The organism is Blautia sp. OF03-15BH, assembly GCF_003463065.1.
Taxonomy (GTDB): Bacteria; Bacillota; Clostridia; order Lachnospirales; family Lachnospiraceae; genus Limivivens.
The window spans coordinates 369,131-387,875 of record NZ_QSCM01000001.1 but is presented as its reverse complement, the minus strand read 5'-3'; the positions used below and the strand labels follow the sequence as shown (position 1 = coordinate 387,875).

The following is an 18,745-nucleotide window of genomic DNA, read 5'->3' as shown; positions in this document are numbered from 1 at the left end:
CAGGAATGGAAGGAAAATGAAAGGAAAAAGAATAATCGCAGGCATTCTGCTTGCAGGAATTTTAGCTGGCACCCTGACAGGATGCAAAAACACGGATGTCAGTAAAAAAGAACCGGAAAAGCCTGTCATTATGCTCGGCAGCGACAGCTATCCCCCATACAATTATCTGAATGAGGATGGCATACCGACGGGCATAGACGCAGAACTGGCTACAGAAGCTTTCAAAAGAATGGGATACCAGGTGGATGTGGTCCAGATCAACTGGGAGAAGAAAAAAGAACTGGTGGAGAGCGGAGAGATCGATTGCATCATGGGCTGTTTTTCCATGGAAGGGCGCCTTGACGATTACCGCTGGGCCGGACCGTACATAGCAAGCCGCCAGGTAGTAGCCGTAAATGAGAACAGTGATATTTATAAGCTGAGTGACCTGGAGGGAAAGAATCTGGCCGTCCAGTCTACAACCAAACCGGAAGGCATCTTTCTGAAAAGGACAGATGAGAGAATCCCCAAACTTGGCAATCTGATCAGTTTGGGACACAGGGAGCTGATCTATACGTTTCTTGGGAAAGGATATGTGGATGCAGTTGCCGCACATGAGGAATCGATCGTACAGTATATGAAGGATTATGATACAGGCTTCCGTATCCTGGAAGAACCTCTGATGATCGTCGGGATAGGAGTTGCTTTTGCAAAAGAGGATGACAGAGGGATTTGTGAGCAGATGGATCAGACACTGGAAGAAATGCGTCAGGATGGCACAACTCTGAAAATCATCGGAAAATATCTGGATGATCCGGAAAAGTATCTGGAGGTGGATGATCTTGGGTATTAAGGGAAAGATGAAAGGAAAACAGATCCAGGTGGTCGGTGGACTGCTTGGGCTCTTTGTGGCTGCATCCGCTCTGTTTTATTTTTTTCATGCGGAAAAGGCGGAAGCAGAGAAAAGGATGGTGGAGATTGTAAACTATGTCAAAGTGCAGTGCTCTACCTATACCCATTATAATGAATCTTCGGAATCCAAAAGTCTCCTCCGTGCGATTGAAAGTGCCAGACAGATGAGTACAAATATTAAGATGGAAACAGAAAACGGCGGTCAGCTAAGCCGGGAGTTCCTGAAAGAAAATCTGCAGACTCTCTGGGTGGACGGTATTCTTGTACTGGATACCGAAGGAAAGACGGACTGTGAATACAGCACGGATGAATCCCTGACCAATGAGATCACGGAGTATCTGCAAAAAGACATCATCATGGATTTTACCGGATATGAAGAAAGAAGCTATTCGGAACGGTTTACCAGAGAAGACGGTTCAAGTATCGATATTGCAGCCTGTGCCAGAAAAGATGTACCGGGTGTCGTGGCGATCTATTATTATACACCGCCTGAATTTGTCAGAAACTATACTCTGACGATACAGGGTCTTTTAAATGGTTACAATATCCAGAAAGACGGAACGATTATTGTTGCAGACAATGGGATCATTGTTGCCAGCAATGATGAGAAACTGCTGAGGCAGGATACAGCCGGCAACGAGGTCGTTCAGGCAATGAAAAAGCATACAGACAGTCAGCACATTTATCATATGAAGAATGGAGGAACCGGATGCTACGGGATCATGCTGAAGCAGCGGGACTATTATATTTATGCATATCTTCCGGATACGGAAATATTCCATAACCTCCCATTAAGCGTGGCAGGTGTCATTTCTCTTTATGTGCTGATATTCGGTATATTCTGGTTCTGTATATCCAGAACCAATCTGGAACATCAGAAGCAGGAACAGGAAAAAGAGGAAAAATATAAAGCAGAACTTCTGATAGCGGCAAAAAAAGCAGAAGCAGCCAACGAGGCAAAAACCGAATTCCTTCAACGGATGAGCCATGATATCCGGACTCCGATCAATGGGATCTGCGGCATGCTCGATGTGGCAGACCATTATGCAGACGATATGGAGAAACAGACGGAATGCAGGGCAAAGATCAAAGAGGCATCCAATCTGTTACTGGAACTGGTAAACGAAGTCCTGGATATGAGTAAACTGGAGTCAGATGAAGTGATCCTGGAAGAAATTCCGTTTAATCTGAGCAGCATTTCCAGAGAAGTGCTTGTTGTGATCAAACAGATTGCCGCAGAACAGAATATTCGGATCGTGTGGGGGAAAAAAGAAATCATACACCGGGATCTGATCGGAAGCCCGGGGCATGTGAAACGGGTGATGATGAATATCCTGTCGAATGCGGTGAAATATAACAGAGCAAACGGACAGATCTATATCAGCTGCAGGGAAATCCCATCCGAACAGCCGGGAATGACGACAATGGAATTTGTCTGTCGGGATACCGGGATCGGGATGACAGAAGAGTTTCAGAAACATATTTTTGAACCGTTTGCACAGGAAGATGCCGGAAGCCGCACAAAATTTGCCGGAACAGGACTGGGAATGACAATTTCAAAGAATCTAGTCGAAAAAATGGGTGGAACGATCACCTTTGAAAGTGCAGAAGGTGCAGGGACGACCTTTGTGATCCGTGTCCCGTTCCGGATCGATACAGACAGGAGCGGCAGAACGGAAACTGGAGAAAAAACAGAAGTTTCTATCCGGGGACTGCATATTCTTCTGGCAGAAGACAATGAGCTGAATATGGAAATCGCAGAATTTCTGCTCCAGAATGAGGGAGCTGTCGTGACCAAAGCATGGAATGGCCAGGAAGCGGTTGAGATATTCGAAAAAAGCGGATCTGGTGAGTTTGATGTCATTCTTATGGATATCATGATGCCGGTCATGAATGGGTATGAAGCTGCAAAGCGTATCCGTTCTCTGGATAGAGAAGATGCAAAACGAATTCCGATCATTGCGATGACAGCAAATGCTTTCGCGGAGGATAAAATGAGAGCAAAAGAAGCAGGAATGAATGAGCATATTGGAAAACCGGTTGATGGAAAATTATTGGTAAAGGTCATTCATGAGCTGATGGAATAGACGGAAACAATTTCAGAAGGGAGATTGTAATGAAAGAGAAAAAATGGAACAGAGTTCTGGCGGCATTTTTCGTGATGGCGACAGTCCTGTCACTTCTGTCAGGCTGTGGCGGGAAGAACGCGGAAAAAGAAGATGCCGAAACGATCACGGTGTATTTATGGAGTACAAGCATGTATGAAAAATATGCACCATACATCCAGGAACAGCTTCCGGATATCAATGTGGAATTTGTAGTAGGCAATAATGACCTGGATTTCTACCGGTTTCTGAATGAAAACGGAGGGCTGCCGGATATCATAACCTGCTGCAGGTTTTCCCTGCATGATGCCAGTCCGCTGAAAGACAGCCTGATGGATCTTTCCACAACCAATGCGGCCGGTGCTGTCTATGATACCTACCTTAACAATTTTAAGAATGAGGATGGCAGCGTAAACTGGCTTCCGGTGTGTGCGGATGCTCATGGATTTATAGTGAACAAGGATCTTTTTGAAAAGTATGAGATTCCTCTGCCGACCGACTATGAAAGCTTTGTTTCTGCCTGCCAGGCGTTTGAAAAAGTGGGGATTCGCGGCTTTACCGCAGACTATTATTATGATTATACCTGTATGGAAACCCTGCAGGGGTTATCTGCGTCAGAACTGTCTTCTATAGACGGACGCAAGTGGCGCACGACTTACAGTGACCCGGATCATACAAAGAGAGAAGGTCTGGACAGTAGCGTCTGGCCGGAAGTTTTTGAACGTATGGAGCAGTTTATCCAGGATACCGGCCTGAGCCGGAACGATCTGGATCTGAATTATGATGATGTGCTTGAGATGTACGGAAGTGGTAAGCTTGCTATGTACTTCGGCAGTTCTTCCGGTGTAAAAATGTTTCAGGATCAGGGCATCAATACAACCTTTCTGCCATTCTTCCAGGAGGACGGTGAAAAGTGGCTGATGACTACTCCATATTTTCAGGTGGCCTTAAACCGTGATTTGGCACAGGATGAGACACGCCGGAAGAAAGCAATGAAGGTACTGGACACCATGCTTTCAGAGGATGCACAGAGCAGGGTCATTTTTGACGGGCAGGATCTGTTGAGTTACAGCCAGAATGTGGAACTTAAGCTTACGGAATATCTGAAAGATGTGAAACCGGTGATCGAAGAAAACCATATGTATATCCGCATTGCCTCAAATGATTTTTTCTCTGTTTCCAGGGATGTGGTTTCCAGGATGATCGCAGGAGAATACGATGCAGCGCAGGCTTATCAGTCATTTAACACGCAGCTTCTTGAGGAAGAAGCTACTTCTGAGAATATCGTATTGGATTCACAGAAGTCCTATTCCAACCGCTTCCATAGCAGTGGAGGCAATGCAGCTTATTCGGTTATGGCAAATACGCTGCGCAGCATTTACGGGTCGGATGTGCTGATCGCAACCGGAAACAGCTTTACGGGAAATGTGCTGAAGGCCGGTTATACGGAAAAACAGGCGGGTAATATGATCATGCCAAACAGTCTTTCCGCTTACAGCAGCAAGATGAGCGGGGCGGAACTGAAGGAGACGGTCAGAAACTTTGTGGAAGGCTACCAGGGAGGCTTCATCCCCTTTAATCGTGGTTCTCTGCCTGTAGTCAGTGGCATTTCTGTGGAGATCAAGGAAACAGAGGATGGTTATATATTAAAGAAAGTCAAAAAGGATGGAAAAACTGTTCAGGACAAAGATACTTTTACAGTAACCTGCCTGGCGATACCAAAACACATGGAAGCCTATCCGGCAGATGATACTGTGGTATTTGATGGAGCGGATACCACCGTAAAAAATACCTGGACAGGATATGTTTCAGATGGTGATGCCGTTCTTGCAGAGCCTGAAGACTATATAACTCTGAGGTGAGAAGAATGGACAGTAAAAAGCATAATGCAAAAAGAAAGAAGCGTGTTGTGAGAAAACGGGTAAGGATAGCTGTCTTTATTGCTCTCTTCATTGGAATTATTTTGTCTGTTTTCCAATATTTCAGATTTGTGTCGAAAACGGTTTTTGAAGAAAGTGTTTCTCATCTGACGGAGATTTTTCACCAGTCTGATCATATGTTAAAGGAACTGACAGATAAGAACCTGACTTATCTTCATATGTGGGGAGAGTATCTAAAGAGCACTTCCGGTGAAAGCGAAATCCGTGATTATATAGAGAAAGCACAGGAAGATGCAGGTTTTTTAAATTTCTATTTCCTGTCAGCCGATGGCACCTATAAGATGGTGACAGGGGAAAACGGGTATCTCGGGTTACAGGAAAATATGGAAGAAGAGATCCGGCAGGGGAATGATGTGATCACAAATGTAGCGGTTCCCGGAAAATCTCAGATGCTTGTTTTTGCCACTCCCAGAGCTCATGGAAGCTATCAGGGCTTTGAATATGATGCGATCGCGATCGCCTATGAGAACTCTGATATCATAAAGGTACTGGATATCTCTGTTTTCAATGGAAATGCCCAGAGTTATGTTGTTCATCCGGACGGCCGTGTTGTGGTCGATCATTCTTCTGAGTCATGGGGGAAGGTATATAATTTCTTTGGCATTCTGAGAGAGCATTCCAATATGTCTGAAGAAGAGATCCTTTCCATTTCGGAGAAGTTTAATGCCGGACATACCGATGCGATGCTGGTAAATCTGGATGGAAGAAACTATTATCTGGTCTATGAAAAATCAGATATTCAGGACTGGATATTCTTAGGACTTGTAAAGGCAGATATCGTCAATGCCAGTATGAACCGCCTGCAGCTTAGCACGATGCTCCTTGCCAGTGTGGTCGTGCTCTGTATCGCCGCCTTCCTGATCAGCCTGATCATTCAAAAAAGCAGGATAAACCTTAAGAAAAAGGATAGCGAGATCCTGTATCGGGATGAGCTGTTTCAAAAGCTGTCGATGAATGTGGATGATGTTTTCCTGATGCTGGATGCCAGAACCTATCAGACAGATTACGTCAGTCCGAATGTGGAAAAACTGCTTGGTATTACAGTAGAACAGATCCGGAAAGATATTTGTGTCCTGGGAAAACTGAATCCCGGTGACTCTGAAGATCCGGAGAAGAATTATCTGGAGGGGATCCGGGTGGATGAACAGCAGGAATGGGATTTTGAATATGTTCACCAAAAAACCGGGGAACAACGATGGTTTCATAACATTGCCATGGGCAGTGAAGTAAACGGAAAAAAGAAATACATCCTGGTTCTGTCAGATCGTACCTCTGACAAAAAAATGAATCAGGCACTTTCTGAGGCAGTTCATGCTGCGGAGACAGCAAACCGGGCAAAGAGTACCTTCCTTTCCAACATGTCTCATGATATCCGGACGCCAATGAATGCGATCATCGGCTTTACGACACTGGCTGTAAGTAATATTGATGATATAAAAAAGGTACGGGATTATCTGGGTAAGATCCTTTCGTCCAGCAATCATCTGCTCTCACTGATCAACGATATCCTGGACATGAGCCGTATTGAAAGTGGAAAGATCAATCTGGAAGAAACGGAGGTCAGTCTGTCGGATGTGCTTCATGATCTGAAGACGATCATCAGCGGACAGATTCATGCGAAGCAGCTGGAGCTTTATATGGATGCCATGGATGTGACGAATGAGGATGTCTATTGTGATAAGACGCGACTGAACCAGGTGCTGCTGAATCTTTTGTCCAATGCGGTCAAGTTTACTCCGGCAGGAGGAACGGTTTCTGTCCGGCTGAAACAGTATCCGGGTACAAAGAGCGGCTGTGAACGGTATGAGATCCGGGTAAAGGATAACGGAATCGGCATGAGTCCGGAATTTGTACAGAAGATCTTTTCTCCTTTTGAACGGGAGCGGACTTCCACTGTCAGCAGGACCCAGGGGACAGGGCTTGGCATGGCCATTACCAAGAACATCGTGGATATGATGGGCGGAACCATTGAAGTTCAGACGGAACAGGGCAAAGGCACCGAATTTATTGTCCGTCTGCCGTTCCGCGTCCAGCCTGAGAACCATCGTGTAGAGAAGATCGCAGAGCTGGAAGGCCTTAAGGCACTGGTGGTAGACGATGATTTCAATACCTGTGACAGTGTGACGAAGATGCTCGTAAAGGTCGGAATGCGTTCCGAATGGACACTTTCCGGTAAAGAGGCTGTTCTCCGTGCACGGCAGTCGATGGAACTCGGGGATGCCTTTCATGCGTATATCATCGACTGGCGTCTGCCGGATATGAATGGTATTGAAGTCACCCGTCAGATCCGCAGTCTTGGCGACGACACACCGATCATTATCCTGACTGCTTATGACTGGTCAGATATCGAAGTGGAAGCCAGAGCGGCAGGGGTAACTGCATTTTGCGCAAAACCTCTGTTTATGTCAGATATCAGAGAGACTTTGATGGCTGCTATCGGTCAGAAACAGGCCGAGGCAGAGCATCCGATCCTTCCGGCGGCAGGCTCGGATTTCAGAGGAAGGCATATATTGCTTGTGGAAGACAATGAGCTGAACAGTGAAATAGCAGTGGAGATCCTGAATGAATACGGCTTTCTGGTTGATACCGCAGAAAATGGAGCAGAGGCAGTGGAGAGGGTTCAGCATTCGAAACTGGGCGATTATGATCTGGTACTGATGGATGTGCAGATGCCGGTCATGAACGGATACGAAGCCACAAAGCAGATTCGTGCACTGGAGAATCCGGCTCTGGCGGGAATCACCATCCTTGCCATGACTGCCAATGCTTTTGACGAAGACAGAAAGAAAGCGCTGGAATGTGGTATGGATGGATTTTTATCCAAGCCGATCATTATGGAAGAACTGATCGGTACCTTACAGAAGAATCTGGAACAGGGGACAGGAACATCAGAAAAACCACGCGGATAAGGGAAACAGAAAAAGGAACAAAAGGCAGAAACTACTGATTCGAACAGCAATGGAAATGATTCTGAGAAGTTGTGGAGAAAAGAACAATGTACAAAATTAGAGAAAGATCAGCGGTATTATGTATAGCGATATTCATGGTTTTGGGAATGTGGGGGATGTTATCAGCACACTGCCTGGCTATTGAAACAAATAACGATGAAACACAGCCGCAGACCATCCGTATCGGTTCCTTTGAGGATACTTTCGATTATGTTGATCAAAACGGTGTCAGACGAGGCTATGGCTACGAACTTTTGCAGGCTTTGGCAGGTTATACCGGATGGAAATTTGAGTATGTGAAATGTGACTGGTCCAACTGTTTTGATAAGCTTGAAAATGGCGAGATCGATATCATGGGTGATGTCTCTTACACCGATGAACGTGCGGAAAAGATGCTTTTTTCAGAGGAACCGATGGGTGAGGAAAAATACATTCTTTATGCGGATTTGTCAAATATGGACATTGAGATATCGGATTTCGAGTTCCTGGACGGGAAACGTGTAGGCGTGCTCTTAGGTACAGAGCCTGAAATCATGCTGACAGAGTGGGAAAACAGGAATGGGATACAGACAGAGCATGTAAATGTGTATCATAATGATGATGTCGAAAAGAAATAGCAAATCATGAGATCGATGCTTTTGTATCTCTGGAGGAATCCTTCTGGTCTGAACAGGGAATCTTATCCGTTACCACGATTGGCAAATCAGGTATCTATTTTGCGATCAATAAAGAGCGCAGTGATATCAAGGAGGAGCTGGATCATGCGATGCACCAGCTGGATCAGGACAGTCCTTTTTTCAAGGCAGATCTGTATAAGCAGTATTTTACACTTGATTACAAGCAGAGTCTTACTGTCAAAGAAAAGTCCTGGGTAGAGGAGCATGGTGGTATCCAGATCGGATTTTTGAACAATGATCCGGCCATCTTTTCCATGGGCGAAGAGACGGGAGAACTTACCGGTATGCTGGTAGAATATTTTTCCTATGCCAAAGACTGTCTGGGGAATCAGACACTGGAATTTCATGTGCAGGCATATGAGGATTATGACGAAATGCTTCAGGCTTTGCAGGAGCGGGAAATTGACATGATTTTTTATGCCAGCAGAAATCCTGATCTTGCAGAAAAAGAAGGATATGCACTTACCAATACAGCCTGGACCTACAGCATGATGGCAGTAACGGGTGAGAGATATTTTAATGAGAATGAGGTGCATACCGTAGCTGTGCCAAAGGGAAAAGAAGGCTTAAAACAGCATATTGCGTTCAGTTATCCACAATGGAAGCTGGTAGATTACGAATCATTTGCGGATGCGTCAGATATGGTCAGTCACGAAAAAGCAGACTGTTTTCTCATGGGGACCAGTCAGGCATTGACGTATGATAACAATCGGAATTTCAAGAGTGTTCCGCTTACAAAAACAATGGAGGCATGCTTTGCAGTAAGATGCGGAGAGGGATCTCTTTTGTCGATACTGAATAAAACTTTGAAGACCATGCCGTCTGACATGCTTACCAGTGCACTTGCCAGCTATGACAGTATGCCAGATAAAGTAACATTTTCTGACTTTATAAAAGACAATCTGCTTGTTGTTTTTGTCACTGTGGGATTCTGTACGATCAGCATCATTGGCCTTATCCTTGTACTTTTAAGAAAGGCAAGAAAAGCAGAAGCTGTCGCAAAGTTTGCGGCAAATGATACACAAAAGCTCAATGATAAGCTGGAAATCGCTTTGAAAAAAGCAGAGGATGCCAGTCTCGCCAAGACCCGGTTTCTTAATAATATGTCGCATGACATCCGTACACCTATGAATGTGATCCTGGGCTATGCACAGCTTATGAAGGATGAACTGAAAGGAAAAGAGCTGCCGGAAACTTTAGAACATCTGGAAAAACTGCAGCAGTCCGGGAATCTTCTTCTGTCGATCATAAATAATGTACTTGATATGGCCCGGATTGAGAGTGGAAGGATGGAAATTGATGAGAATTATAGTCGGATCGAAGATGTCCTTCAGATGTTGATTGTAGTATTTGATGAGAAAGCAAGGAAAAAGGATATCGCAATTCATTACACGATAAATGTAGAGCATGGGCATATACTGACAGATGTTACCAAGGTAAAAGAAATATTTGTCAATATCCTGAGCAATGCCATAAAATATACTCCGGCCGGTGGTTCTGTTATGGTAAACGTAGAGGAATTACCATGCGATGAGTCTGGATGCATGACCGTGAGGACCAGGGTGAGTGATACCGGAATCGGTATGAGTGAGGATTATCAGACAAAGATTTTCGAAGCCTTCACACGTGAGCAGAATACCACAAAGAGCAAGATCGCAGGAACCGGACTGGGCATGTCGATCGTTAAGAGATATGTGGAACTGCTTGGCGGAACCATAGAGGTAGAGAGTGAGTCCGGAAAGGGCAGCACCTTTACCGTTACACTAAAACACAGGATAGCGGATGAAAGCTATTATGTAAAAAAGCACGCTGAAGAGTCTGGAACAGGCAGAGAAATCCTGGAAGGCAGGAAGATCCTTCTGGCAGAAGATAATGATCTGAATGCAGAGATCGCGGAAGCAATCCTTGAACGTGCCGGGATGAAAACAGAACGTGTGGAGGATGGGATTCAGTGCGTAGACAGGATAGAAAGGATGCCGGCAGGCACATATCATATGATCCTGATGGATATCCAGATGCCCAAAATGGACGGTTATAAAGCAACACGGGTGATCAGAAATCTGCCAGATCAGGATAAGGCATGCATACCGATCATTGCCATGACGGCCAATGCATTCGAAGAAGATAAGAGAGAAGCGATTGCATCCGGAATGAATGCTCATATAGCAAAGCCGATCCAGGTTGAACAGTTACTCTCGACATTAGCGGAAATCATAAGGCAACAGGAAATTCTGTTTTGAATGTCCTGAAAAGTTACAATTTATGTAACTATTCAGAGCCAGCCTCCAAAATGCTTCGCATTTCGTCGGTGTGGCGTATCCGCCAAATAGATTTCCATGTAAAAGTGTTCATTCATGCAAGCATGATTCACACTTTTGCATGAAAATCTGCTTGACTCTGAACAGTTACCAATTTATCATAATTGACAGAAGAAATAAGTCGAATTAAAATGAAAGATATATTTGGGGAATCATTTTGTATTTCGGGAAGGATATTAGCGGCTTTCGGAATATTCCAGTCGATGAACTCAGGGATCATCTGGATGAACCGGAAAAAGACCTTTTGACCCCAACATCATATGATACAAAAGAAACAATAAGGGAAATTTCAATCAGAAATGGAGGAAAGACTATGAAAAAAGTATTGTACGAAGAATTACTTCCGGAAGAACTGGTGCAGAGAGTACAGGAGATGCCGGTTGCTTACCTGCCGCTGGGTACACTGGAGTGGCATGGCCCCCATATGCCTCTTGGAGCCGACGGAATTCAGTCGAAAGAGTTGTTTGTCCGGGTAGCAGAAAAGGTCGGCGGTGTGGTGCTTCCGATGCTGTTTATGGGACCCGACCGTATCTTTCATGACGGTGGAAAAGCATTTTATGGAATGGATATCAATACGGAGGGCGCACTGCATACCTATTATGTCCAGCAGCTGAAAGGCAGCGCTTACTGGATGGAAAAGGAACTGTTTCAAGAGTATCTGCGCAGTATTTTTGCTCAACTCTCCAGAGTGGGAATCCGTATCGTTGTCGGACATGGACACGGTCCGTCGACAAATGCATTTCAGGAACTAAAGGAAGAGGCAGAAGAAAAGTATGGTCTGCGCATCCTGACAGCATGGACATTTGCGAAAGATGAGAGACTGAAGTATCAGAATGACCATGCCGGAGCGAATGAGACCTCGATCGTAATGGCTGTGCGGCCGGAGCTGGTTGACTTTGGACAGGTAAAAGACGATGAGAGCAATCTGATCGGAATCGCAGGACGCCATCCGGTCAAAGAATCATCGGAAGCGTTCGGTAATGAAATACTGGAGTATACAATGGAAACATTGATCGCAGGTATTGAAGAAGAGTACAAAAAAATAAAAGAAAGATAGATAGGAATGGTTTTGGAAGGTGTTGTCTGATGGCAGCACCTTCTTTTATATATGGATCTCACTTGCTTTTTATGAAACATGAATAAAAAAACATCCTGTCACAGACAAATTTGCACAGTCTGATTTCTTGTTTTGTTGATATCCTGAATGGTTACAGAAAATGAATGGAAATAATCGACCAAAGATAGGTTTGATTTATATATTTTGTCAATTGCGGGGAAAGGGCTTTCCCACTAGAATAAGGATCACGGAAAGCGCTTTCACGGAGGAATAGAATGGATACAGTAAACATTGATTTTATAGCAAAAAAGGCAGGATGTTCACCGGCGACGGTATCACGGGTGCTCAATAAGAGCAAACGGGTAAGCAGTGAGCTGGAACAGAGAGTTTATGATGTGATCGCAAAATACGATTACCATCCGAACGCGATGGCCAGAGGGCTGGCAACGAAACGGAGCAGGCTGATCGGAATTATTTTTCCGGAACAAATGAACCAGTATCATTTGTATCTGCTTCAGTGTCTGAATACCAGGATCACAGAGGCCGGCTATAATGTATCAATGGCCTTTGCGAAGGAGGGGTATGAAAACTTTATACGGACATATGAACGCCTTCAGGAACAGAATGTAGAACTGGTCTTCTGCGCTAAAGAGACGAGTAAAAAGGAAGAAGAACTTCTTCGCTCAAGAAGCCGTCAGACTTGTTTTTTTGACTCAAATGAGGTGTGGGAAGATCACTGGGCAGAAGTAAACGAAAAAGCAATCTATGAGGCAACTTCCTATCTCATCGGGCTCGGCCATCGGGTGATCGGCGGAATTTTTGCAGAGGATGAGAGGCAGACAGGATTTATAGCGGCGCGAAAGCGTGGTTTTCAGATGGCACTCAAAAAATATGGTGTTCCGTATATTGATGATATTGTTCTGCATAATGTGAGTACGATGAGGGAAGCAAACAAACGTGTCGGATCGATCATGCATTCCGCATATAAGCCGACCGCAATCGTGTGTTACAGTGATGAGACGGCCATCGGTGCAATGATGTATCTGATGCAGCAGGGCATAAAGATTCCAGAGGATATTTCAGTGATCGGTCTGGACGGGATCCCGTTTGGGGATTGTATGACGCCACGCCTTACCACAATGGCGTTTCCGATGGATGCATATGCAGATGCCCTGGTAAGGGCGATCATGGAAATCCTTGAGCTTCCAAAAAAGGAAGCCTGTGAGGAAGAAAAGGAAACAACTGAAAATAGAAAATCAAGACACTATGGGTTAAAAGGGTTTCAGCTGCTGGAAAAGGGCAGCTGTGCAGAAAGAAAACAGAATTAAACAGAGAAACATTTTGCAAAGCGAAAAAGCCGGCAGTTTCGCAGCGCGTAAATGATAGAAAAAAGAATGAAAACAAAAAAATGAAAGTGGGGAAACGTAAATGAATAGAAAAAGACTTACAGCAATGGTATTAAGCGGCGTACTCGCAGCTTCAATGGCAGTAACCGGTACAGCGGCGGAGGACCAGGTAACGATCACTTTTTCACTCTGGGATGAGATCCAGTCCGTAGTCTACCAGCAGCTGATCGACAATTTTGAGGAGCAGAACCCGAATATCCATGTGGAGATGCAGCTTACTCCGTGGGATCAGTACTGGACAAAATTTGATGCATCAGCAGGTGCAAACCAGGCGGCAGATGTATTCTTTATGAATATCTGGGTGCCCAAATATGCAGAAGCAGGAATTCTGGAACCGCTGGACGACTATATGGAGAAATCTGATTTCGACTTTTCCCTTTATGCCCCGTCAGTAGTTGAAAGCAGCACGTACAATGGTGTACACTACGCAGTTCCGAAGGGAACCGATTCTCTGGCAGTGATCGTCAATTCCGCATTGTTTGAAAAATACGGGGTGACAGAGCCGGAGAATGGATGGACCTGGGACGATATGCTCACGGTATGTGGAGAACTGAAAACGGCGATCGAAGCAGCAGGAGATTCAATCTATCCGATGGACTTTATCCTGAATTCTGCAAATGGAGCCTGGGAGCCTGTGATCTATGAATTTGGCGGTCAGGCATTCAATGAGGATGGCACCAGCGCACTTGCTTCTGATGAAGCAGTTGCAGGTATTCAGGCACTGGTGGACATGATCGATGAGGGATACATTCCGGATTACCAGACGATCAGTGATACTGCTGCGGAAGAACTGTTCATTTCCGGACAGACATGTATGCTGTATCTGCCGACCTTCAGTGCACAGAAGGTTGAGCAGGCAGAGATGGAAAATGTAAAACTGATCCAGATCCCGGCTGCAAAATCACAGGACTTCCTCGCTGCAACCATGCATTACGGCATGAATGCGGCAAGTGAGCACAAAGACGAGGCATGGAAATTCCTAGAGTATCTGGCAAGTGAGGAAGCAAATGATATCATCGGAAAGAGCGGAATCGACCTTCCGGCCAGATTATCCTCCCAGGAATATTATGGAGAAAGCTTTACCAAATTTAACGGTCAGGCATTTGTAGATGTGATCCCGTCAGCAAAACCGGCTGAAATGGGACCGGCCTATGCGTCAGATGAAATCAACTCCATCATGAATGAGCAGATCATTGAAATCTTCAATAAAAATGTCGAAGTAAAGGAAGGCCTGGAACAGATGGCAGCAGATATCAATGCCGCTATTGAAGCTGGTAAGTAATACAACAAAAGAAATTGATCAGTGAAGAGATTCGGTCTCTGATCTGATATAGCCCTCGGCAGGATTGCCAGGATGCGCAGATGAATACGTCATGTGTTGCATAACGTGCATTTCACAGCAATCCTGCCGATGGTATTTTTGAATGAACATGAAAGGGAGTGAGAACGTGCGGCAGTACAGAAGCAGACGGGCAAAGAAAGAGGCAATGGAGGCGTATCTTTTTTTGCTGCCCTTCCTGGTCGGGGTGTCAATTTTTAATGTTTATGCATTCGTTCAGAATATCATCATCAGCTTTACAAATAAGAAAAGTCTCGGTCAGGCAAAGTTTGTCGGACTGAGCAATTATGTGAAGCTTTTGGCAGATGCGAAATTTTATCAGGCGATCCAGAATACACTGTTGTATGTGGTGATCTGCGTGCCGGCAGTTATTATTTTGTCACTTATTATTGCGGTGGCATTGAATCAGAAAATCAAAGGAATGGGGATTTACCGGACACTAATCTACCTTCCGGTCATCACACTGCCTACTGCAGTGGGAATGCTGTGGAAGTGGCTGTTTAACAACCAGTTCGGTCTGATCAATGAAATGCTTGCAGGGATCGGGATCACCGGACCTGCCTGGCTTTCTGATCCGAAGTGGTCGCTGCTGGCAGTCTGTATCGTACTGATCTGGTCCAGCATCGGAACGGCAGTTATTATCTTTCTGTCTGGTCTGCAGGGGATTTCAACCTCTTACTATGAGGCGGCAGAGATCGACGGCGCGAACGCCTGGCAAAAGTTCAGATCCATCACGTTTCCGCTTCTTTCACCAACAACGTTTATGCTGGTTGTGACGGAAATCATCGGATTCTTCCAGGTATTTGATCTTATTTTCCTGATGATCTCATCGACAAGTTCCGGAATGAAGGGAGCGCGAAGCATCGTTATGCTGTTTTATGAGGAGGCATTTACCAAGTTTAACAAAGGATACGGCGCGGCAATGGCAAATATGCTCTTCCTGATCATTCTGGTGATCACGATTGTTCAGATGAAACTTCAGAAAAAATGGGTTTATTCAGAAAACGGAGGTGATGACAAGTGAGAAAACGAAAAGCGACGATCGCGATCCATGCGTTTCTGATCCTCTGTGCCCTGATCACTCTGGTTCCATTTGGATGGATGCTGTTGACTTCTTTAAAAACGTATGCCGAGAGTATTCAGATCCCTATGGTAATTTTTCCGGAGCTCCCTCAATGGTCAAATTATGCAAAAGTATGGAATAACTATCCGATCCTGAGACTGTATGTGAACACTTTTATTGTCATGATCCTGTCAATCGTCAGCCAGATCCTGGTTTGTTCACTGGCAGCCTATGCGTTTGCCAGACTGAAGTTTCCGGGGAAAAATCTGCTGTTTCTGCTGATCCTCAGTATGATGATGATCCCAAGTCAGATCTTTCTGATTCCACATTATGACATCATGGTGGCATGGCATCTGAATAATACCCTGACAGCGCTCTGGCTGCCGAAGGTCTTTAATATTTTTGCATTGTTCATGCTGCGGCAGTTTTTCTCCTCACTGCCGCTGGAACTGGACGAGGCGGCAATGCTGGATGGCTGCAGCCGTTTTCGGATTTACCTGCAGATCCTGCTCCCGCTTCTGAAAGCACCGATCACAGCTCTGTGTATTCTGACAGGACTTGGCGCATGGAAAGATATGATGTGGCCGTTGATCATCAACGTGGATATGAATAAGATGGTGCTGTCTGCAGGACTTGCAAACATGGTAGGACAGAACATTACCAATTACCCGGAACTCATGGCAGGCGGCGTAATCGCCGCAATGCCGATGATCCTTCTCTTCTTCTTCTTCCAGAAGAGCTTTGTAGAGGGAATCGCAATGACAGGAACCAAGGCTTAAGGCCGGAACAGGAGGAAAAAAATGTATTTTAAATATCCGATCATCGATACACACATTCATGTAGGCGATATCGAAGAGATCAACAAAGCAGTGAAGAAAGCGGAATATGAACAGTATGTGCTTTTATCAGGGAGTATAAATCCAAAATGTGTCTGGGGAAATCTGGAACTTCTGGATATCAAGAAAAAAGCACCGGAAAAGATCTATGCTTATGCATGCCTTCATAAGACAGGAGAGGGTGCACCGGAGGCGGACGAGCTGCTGCGGCAGGTACAGGCTTATCATAAAGTCGGATTTGACGGAATGAAGCTGCTGTTCGGAAAACCGGAATGTCGTAAGGCGGATGGTGTTTCTCTGTGTGATGAATGTTACGATCCGATGTACGATTTTCTGGAAAGAAATAATATCCCGGTACTCCTGCATTCCAACGATCCGGTGGAATTCTGGGACAAAGAACGGATTCCAAAGTGGGCAATGGAAGCCGGATATTACTGTGACGAAACGTATCCGACTCATGAGCAGATCCGGGAAGAAACGATTGGAATCCTGAAGAAGCATCCGAAGCTGAACATGACGATCGCACATATCTTCTTCCTTTCCAATGCTGATCAGTATGACCTTGCGGAGGAATTGCTGGAGACGTATCCGAATCTGACGTTTGATCTGTGCCCAGGATGGGAAATGTATGAAGGTTTTGAACGGGATGAAAGATGGCGTGATTTCATTGAAAAATATGCCGGAAGGCTTGTTTATGGAACAGACATTTTCGGGGCAGGCTGGGAAGGACGGATCGAGTGCCTGCGCAGCAGTCTGGAAACAGATGCTGTTTATATGAATGCAGATGGCTACCGCTGTAAAGGATTAAATCTCTCAGATGAAGCACTGAAGAAGATTTACCGGGATACTTACAGAAGCGTTATTCAGCCGGGAAATCCCAAACCGATCGATGATAAGGCCGTGAAGGAGGAATATCTTCCGATCGCACTTGAGTGGACAAAGCGGATGTATCCGGATCCTGCAGAGCAGGAAAAGATAAAGGAAAAACTGCTGGCACTTGTTGAAAAATAAAACACATAATAGATACGGATCGTTTGAGAAGGTGTTGCCTGATGGCAGCACCTTCTTTTTTAACTTAAATGGAATGATACTAACAACAGTGCATGCAGATAAAAGAAATAATAAAAACAAGAAATAAATGGACAATCCCAAAAAAGAACTATATAATTTGAATGCAGGCGCGAAGCGGATTGTGAATGTCCGCTTTACTGTTTGGAAAAATGGTGTAAAATAGAAGAAGGTGAAAACTTGAAGAACGAGCTTTATCAAAGCTGTACGCTTTGTCCGAGAGAGTGCCATGCGGATCGTCTTTCCGGCAAAAAAGGAGCATGTGGGGAAAATTCCGTGCTCCGTGTGGGAAGAGCAGCACTTCATATGTGGGAAGAACCTTGTATTTCCGGAACAAGAGGCTCCGGGACGGTATTTTTTTCCGGCTGTTCTCTGGGCTGTATTTTCTGCCAGAACCGGGAGCTTTCTTATGGCGGTCTTGGAAAAGAGATCAGCGAAGAACGGCTTGCAGAGATTTTTCTGGAACTTCAGGAAAAAGGGGCGGCCAATATCAATCTGGTGACGGGAGAGCATTTTGTTCCCGGGATCCTGGAGGGGCTGACACTTGCAAAAGAACAGGGGCTGACACTTCCGGTAGTCTATAATTCCAGCGGCTATGAAAAGCCGGAAACGATCCGTCTTCTGAAGGGTTCTGTAGATATCTGGCTTCCGGATTTTAAATACTGGGATGATGAACTGGGACTTCGTTTTTCCGGAGTGCCGGATTACCGGGAACGGGCGATGAAGGCCATTGACGAGATGGCCTGTCAGACAGGGGCGTGCGTTTTTGATGAGGAAGGTTATCTCAGAAAAGGGGTCGTTGTCCGTCATCTTCTCTTGCCCGGTCATGTGAAAAATTCCAGAGAAGTGCTTCGTTATCTTCATGACACCTATGGAAACCGGATCTATATCAGCATTATGAGTCAGTATACGCCGCTTTCGAAGGAGCTGCCATTTGAGGAACTCAACCGGAAAGTGACCAGGCGGGAGTATGAGCGGCTTTTGGATTATGCCCTGGAGCTGGGAATTGAAAACGGCTTTTTTCAGGAAGGGGAAGCAGCAAAAGAGAGCTTTATCCCTGATTTTAACGGGGAGGGCGTCTGAAAAACCAAAAAGGG

Annotated in this window: 13 protein-coding genes; all 13 read left to right on the top strand. The window is 45.3% G+C overall.

Going from position 1 to position 18,745, the window contains the following annotated elements:
• Window positions 1-16: 16 nt before the first annotated feature.
• The 13 genes from DXA57_RS01765 to DXA57_RS01710 all read left to right on the top strand — a co-directional run bounded on the left by DXA57_RS01765 (window position 17) and on the right by DXA57_RS01710 (window position 18,731).
• Window positions 17-832: a substrate-binding periplasmic protein gene (locus DXA57_RS01765; protein ID WP_117764178.1), complete on the top strand. Its 816-nt coding sequence runs from the start codon at window positions 17-19 to the stop codon at window positions 830-832.
• Window positions 816-2,978: an ATP-binding protein gene (locus DXA57_RS01760; RefSeq protein WP_117764177.1), complete on the top strand. Its 2,163-nt coding sequence runs from the start codon at window positions 816-818 to the stop codon at window positions 2,976-2,978. Before DXA57_RS01765 ends, DXA57_RS01760 begins: the two co-directional genes overlap by 17 nt.
• 29 nt (window positions 2,979-3,007) lie before the next feature.
• Window positions 3,008-4,858 (top strand): ABC transporter substrate-binding protein, encoded by a 1,851-nt coding sequence (locus DXA57_RS01755; RefSeq protein WP_117764176.1) that lies wholly within the window; start codon window positions 3,008-3,010, stop codon window positions 4,856-4,858.
• Window positions 4,859-4,863: 5 nt separating this feature from the next.
• Entirely contained in the window at window positions 4,864-7,845 is a 2,982-nt protein-coding gene (locus tag DXA57_RS01750) for a hybrid sensor histidine kinase/response regulator (protein WP_117764175.1), read from the top strand.
• An 86-nt stretch (window positions 7,846-7,931) separates the two neighbouring features.
• Window positions 7,932-8,501 carry a substrate-binding periplasmic protein gene (locus DXA57_RS17425; RefSeq protein WP_243005682.1) on the top strand — a complete coding sequence of 190 codons (570 nt, stop codon included), beginning with the start codon at window positions 7,932-7,934 and terminating at the stop codon, window positions 8,499-8,501.
• Window positions 8,502-8,650: 149 nt separating this feature from the next.
• On the top strand, window positions 8,651-10,801 hold the full coding sequence (locus DXA57_RS01745) for an ATP-binding protein (RefSeq protein ID WP_243005681.1): 2,151 nt from the start codon (window positions 8,651-8,653) through the stop codon (window positions 10,799-10,801).
• Between the two features lie 391 nt (window positions 10,802-11,192).
• Window positions 11,193-11,936: a creatininase family protein gene (locus DXA57_RS01740; RefSeq protein WP_117764174.1), complete on the top strand. Its 744-nt coding sequence runs from the start codon at window positions 11,193-11,195 to the stop codon at window positions 11,934-11,936.
• 275 nt (window positions 11,937-12,211) lie between these two features.
• Window positions 12,212-13,264 (top strand): LacI family DNA-binding transcriptional regulator, encoded by a 1,053-nt coding sequence (locus DXA57_RS01735; protein WP_117764173.1) that lies wholly within the window; start codon window positions 12,212-12,214, stop codon window positions 13,262-13,264.
• A 100-nt stretch (window positions 13,265-13,364) separates the two neighbouring features.
• Entirely contained in the window at window positions 13,365-14,624 is a 1,260-nt protein-coding gene (locus DXA57_RS01730) for an ABC transporter substrate-binding protein (RefSeq protein WP_117764172.1), read from the top strand.
• Between the two features lie 142 nt (window positions 14,625-14,766).
• Complete coding sequence (locus DXA57_RS01725; protein WP_243005680.1) at window positions 14,767-15,705, top strand: carbohydrate ABC transporter permease; 939 nt, start codon at window positions 14,767-14,769, stop codon at window positions 15,703-15,705.
• The gene (locus tag DXA57_RS01720) at window positions 15,702-16,523 is read left to right on the top strand and encodes a carbohydrate ABC transporter permease (protein ID WP_199612652.1); all 822 of its coding nucleotides are present in this window, start codon (window positions 15,702-15,704) and stop codon (window positions 16,521-16,523) included. Before DXA57_RS01725 ends, DXA57_RS01720 begins: the two co-directional genes overlap by 4 nt.
• A 21-nt stretch (window positions 16,524-16,544) precedes the next feature.
• A complete protein-coding gene (locus tag DXA57_RS01715; protein WP_117764171.1) occupies window positions 16,545-17,591 on the top strand; it encodes an amidohydrolase family protein in 1,047 nt (348 codons plus the stop codon).
• 237 nt (window positions 17,592-17,828) lie between these two features.
• Window positions 17,829-18,731 carry a radical SAM protein gene (locus DXA57_RS01710; RefSeq protein ID WP_243005679.1) on the top strand — a complete coding sequence of 301 codons (903 nt, stop codon included), beginning with the start codon at window positions 17,829-17,831 and terminating at the stop codon, window positions 18,729-18,731.
• Window positions 18,732-18,745: the final 14 nt, after the last annotated feature.

Bases quoted from the DNA above. Each gene is read 5' to 3' on its own strand.
- DXA57_RS01740 (WP_117764174.1), top strand. From the start codon at position 11,193: ATGAAAAAAGTATTGTACGAAGAATTACTTCCGGAAGAACTGGTGCAG.
- DXA57_RS01730 (WP_117764172.1), top strand. From the start codon at position 13,365: ATGAATAGAAAAAGACTTACAGCAATGGTATTAAGCGGCGTACTCGCA.
- DXA57_RS01745 (WP_243005681.1), top strand. From the start codon at position 8,651: ATGCACCAGCTGGATCAGGACAGTCCTTTTTTCAAGGCAGATCTGTAT.
- DXA57_RS17425 (WP_243005682.1), top strand. From the start codon at position 7,932: ATGTACAAAATTAGAGAAAGATCAGCGGTATTATGTATAGCGATATTC.
- DXA57_RS01760 (WP_117764177.1), top strand. From the start codon at position 816: ATGATCTTGGGTATTAAGGGAAAGATGAAAGGAAAACAGATCCAGGTG.
- DXA57_RS01735 (WP_117764173.1), top strand. From the start codon at position 12,212: ATGGATACAGTAAACATTGATTTTATAGCAAAAAAGGCAGGATGTTCA.
- DXA57_RS01765 (WP_117764178.1), top strand. From the start codon at position 17: ATGAAAGGAAAAAGAATAATCGCAGGCATTCTGCTTGCAGGAATTTTA.
- DXA57_RS01750 (WP_117764175.1), top strand. From the start codon at position 4,864: ATGGACAGTAAAAAGCATAATGCAAAAAGAAAGAAGCGTGTTGTGAGA.
- DXA57_RS01725 (WP_243005680.1), top strand. From the start codon at position 14,767: ATGAACATGAAAGGGAGTGAGAACGTGCGGCAGTACAGAAGCAGACGG.
- DXA57_RS01715 (WP_117764171.1), top strand. From the start codon at position 16,545: ATGTATTTTAAATATCCGATCATCGATACACACATTCATGTAGGCGAT.
- DXA57_RS01755 (WP_117764176.1), top strand. From the start codon at position 3,008: ATGAAAGAGAAAAAATGGAACAGAGTTCTGGCGGCATTTTTCGTGATG.